Origin of the sequence: Archangium sp. (assembly GCF_036277355.1) — a bacterium.
In the GTDB taxonomy this organism is placed as follows: Bacteria; Myxococcota; Myxococcia; order Myxococcales; family Myxococcaceae; genus Archangium.
The window spans coordinates 1-2,288 of sequence record NZ_DASUNC010000091.1 but is presented as its reverse complement, the minus strand read 5'-3'; the positions used below and the strand labels follow the sequence as shown (position 1 = coordinate 2,288).

At 71.3% G+C, this 2,288-nt stretch carries 2 protein-coding genes; one reads left to right on the top strand and one right to left on the bottom strand.

Annotation, left to right across the window (positions count from 1 at the left end; all coding sequences use genetic code 11):
- Positions 1 to 153: 153 nt before the first annotated feature.
- Entirely contained in the window at positions 154 to 1,167 is a 1,014-nt protein-coding gene (locus VFZ09_RS23970) for an NAD(P)-dependent alcohol dehydrogenase (protein WP_329729964.1), read from the top strand.
- A 28-nt stretch (positions 1,168 to 1,195) separates the two neighbouring features.
- Here VFZ09_RS23970 and VFZ09_RS23965 read toward each other — a convergent pair whose 3' ends face one another.
- Positions 1,196 to 2,128, bottom strand: coding sequence for a serine/threonine-protein kinase (locus VFZ09_RS23965; RefSeq protein ID WP_329729963.1), 933 nt, complete (start codon positions 2,126 to 2,128; stop codon positions 1,196 to 1,198).
- Positions 2,129 to 2,288: the final 160 nt, after the last annotated feature.

Here is a 2,288-nt window from a genome sequence, read left to right as displayed (position 1 = left end):
GTCGAGCACCTCAACGCCAACAAGGTGCGCATCCCCTGGATGAACGACCGCCTCGTCCTCTACTCGCTCGACGCCCCGCTCCCAGAGAGCCCGGAACCGTCAAGTGCTCCCTCGACGGCCCCATCGGACGTTCGGTGCTAGAACCCCGGCCCCATGAAGGTCTACGAGATTCGAGGCGGATTCGGACTGGACAATCTGGTGTACGCCGAGCGGCCGGACCCGGTGCCGGGGCCCCTGCAGGTGCGGGTGCGGGTGAAGGCCACGAGCCTCAACTCCCGCGACCTGATGATGGTGGAGGGCCGCTACAACCCACGGCAGAAGCTGCCGCTCGTGCCCAACTCGGATGGGGCGGGCGTGGTGGACGCGGTGGGACCGGGCGTCACGCGCGTGAAGGCCGGGGACCGGGTGATGGGCCTCTTCGCGCAGGCGTGGCTCGCGGGAGAGCCCTCGCGTCACGTGCAGGGCAGCACGCTGGGCGGGCCGCTGGATGGGGCGCTCGCGGACACGATGCTGCTCTCCGAGGACGGTGCCGTGCCCACGCCCGCGCACCTGACGGACGAGGAGGCCTCCACGCTGCCGTGCGCGGCCCTCACCGCGTGGAGCGCGCTCGTCACCCAGGGCGGTATCAAGGCGGGTGACACCGTGCTGCTGCAGGGCACCGGAGGCGTCTCCATCTTCGCGCTGCAGATCGCCCGGATGATGGGGGCGCGCGTCATCCTCACCTCCAGCCGGGACGACAAGCTGGAGCGGGCCCGCGCGCTGGGCGCCCACGAGGGCATCAACTACGTGACGACGCCGGACTGGGACAAGACGGCGCGCACCCTCACTGGTGGCACGGGGGTGGACCACGTCGTCGAGGTGGGCGGCGCTGGGACGTTCGAGAAGTCGCTGCGCGCGGTACGGCTCGGGGGCACGGTGTCCGTCATCGGCGTGCTCAGTGGGGGCGCGGGGGCCATGCCGCTCACCCCCATCCTCATGGGGAACCTGCGCGTGCAGGGCACCTTCGTGGGCCACCGCCAGTCCTTCGAGGCGCTCAACCGCGCGCTGACGCTGCACGGGGTGCGTCCGGTGGTGGACCGCGTCTTCCCGTTCGCCGAGACGCGCGCCGCCTTCGATTACCTCAAGAGTGGGGCGCACTTCGGCAAGGTCGTCATCCGGACGGCATGACACGCGAGGACTCCGGGCTGACCGGGCCTCACGTGTCCTCCAGCACCGTGCCGCTCGTGGAGCCACCCGCGCCACCCTGCCCCAGGCCTTCATGGACCCACCGGGCCAGCTCCGGTGGCCCGGCCTCGGCACGCGCGCGGCGCAGCGGAGAGAGCATCCGGCGCAGCACCTCGGCCGAGCCCGGTCTGTCCTCCGGCCGCCGTGCCAGACAGGCCCGCAGCACCAGCCGCAGGTCCTCCTCCACGTCCGCGAGCGGCCCCACGTCCGCCTCGCGGATGCGCTCCATCGTCTCGAAGGGCGTCTCCCCATCGAAGGGCCGGCGCCCCGTGAGCAGCTCGTGCAGCGTGGTGCCCAGCGAGAAGAGATCGCTCGCCGGGCCCAGCGCGCCCCCGCGCACCTGCTCGGGAGACATGTACGCGTACGTGCCCTTGCGCACCCCGGTCCGCGTCTGGTCTCTCAGCAACGTGGCCTTGGCGATGCCGAAGTCGGCCAGCTTCACCTCGCCCCACCGCGACACCAGCACGTTGGACGGCGTGACGTCCCGGTGCACCAGCCCGAGCGGCCGGCCCGCCTCGTCCTCCAGCCCGTGCACCGCGTCGAGCGCCAGCGCGAGCTCGTCCGCCACGAAGAGCGCCAGCGCCGAACCGGGCCGCCCACGCGTCAGCAGGCTCGCCAGGTCCGCGCCCTCCACGTAGTCCAGCCGCACGTAGTACGCGCCGTCCGCGTACCCCAGGTCGTGCACCCCCACGAGGTTGCGGTGGCTCAACCTCGCCCCCAACCGGCCCTCCTCGAGGAACATGCGCTCATAGGTGGGATTGCCCACGTGCTCGGGGCGCAGCACCTTGAGCACCACGCGCTTCTCGAAGCCACTGGCGCCGAAGGCCAGCGCGAGAAACACCTCGGCCATGCCTCCCGCGCCCAGCCGGCGCACGAGGCGATAGGGGCCCAGCTGTCGCGGCAACTCCCTCACCCGCCCCAGACTAGTGGACTGTCCGACAAGTTTTTCAACATAGTCAGGACAGGTGCCGGTCCACCCACGAGTGCATCTTGGCGCGAGTCCAGGACCAGGTGAAGGGGTGGGCGTAGAGGCGGTTGTACTCGGGCCAGCTGGCGTCGAGGTG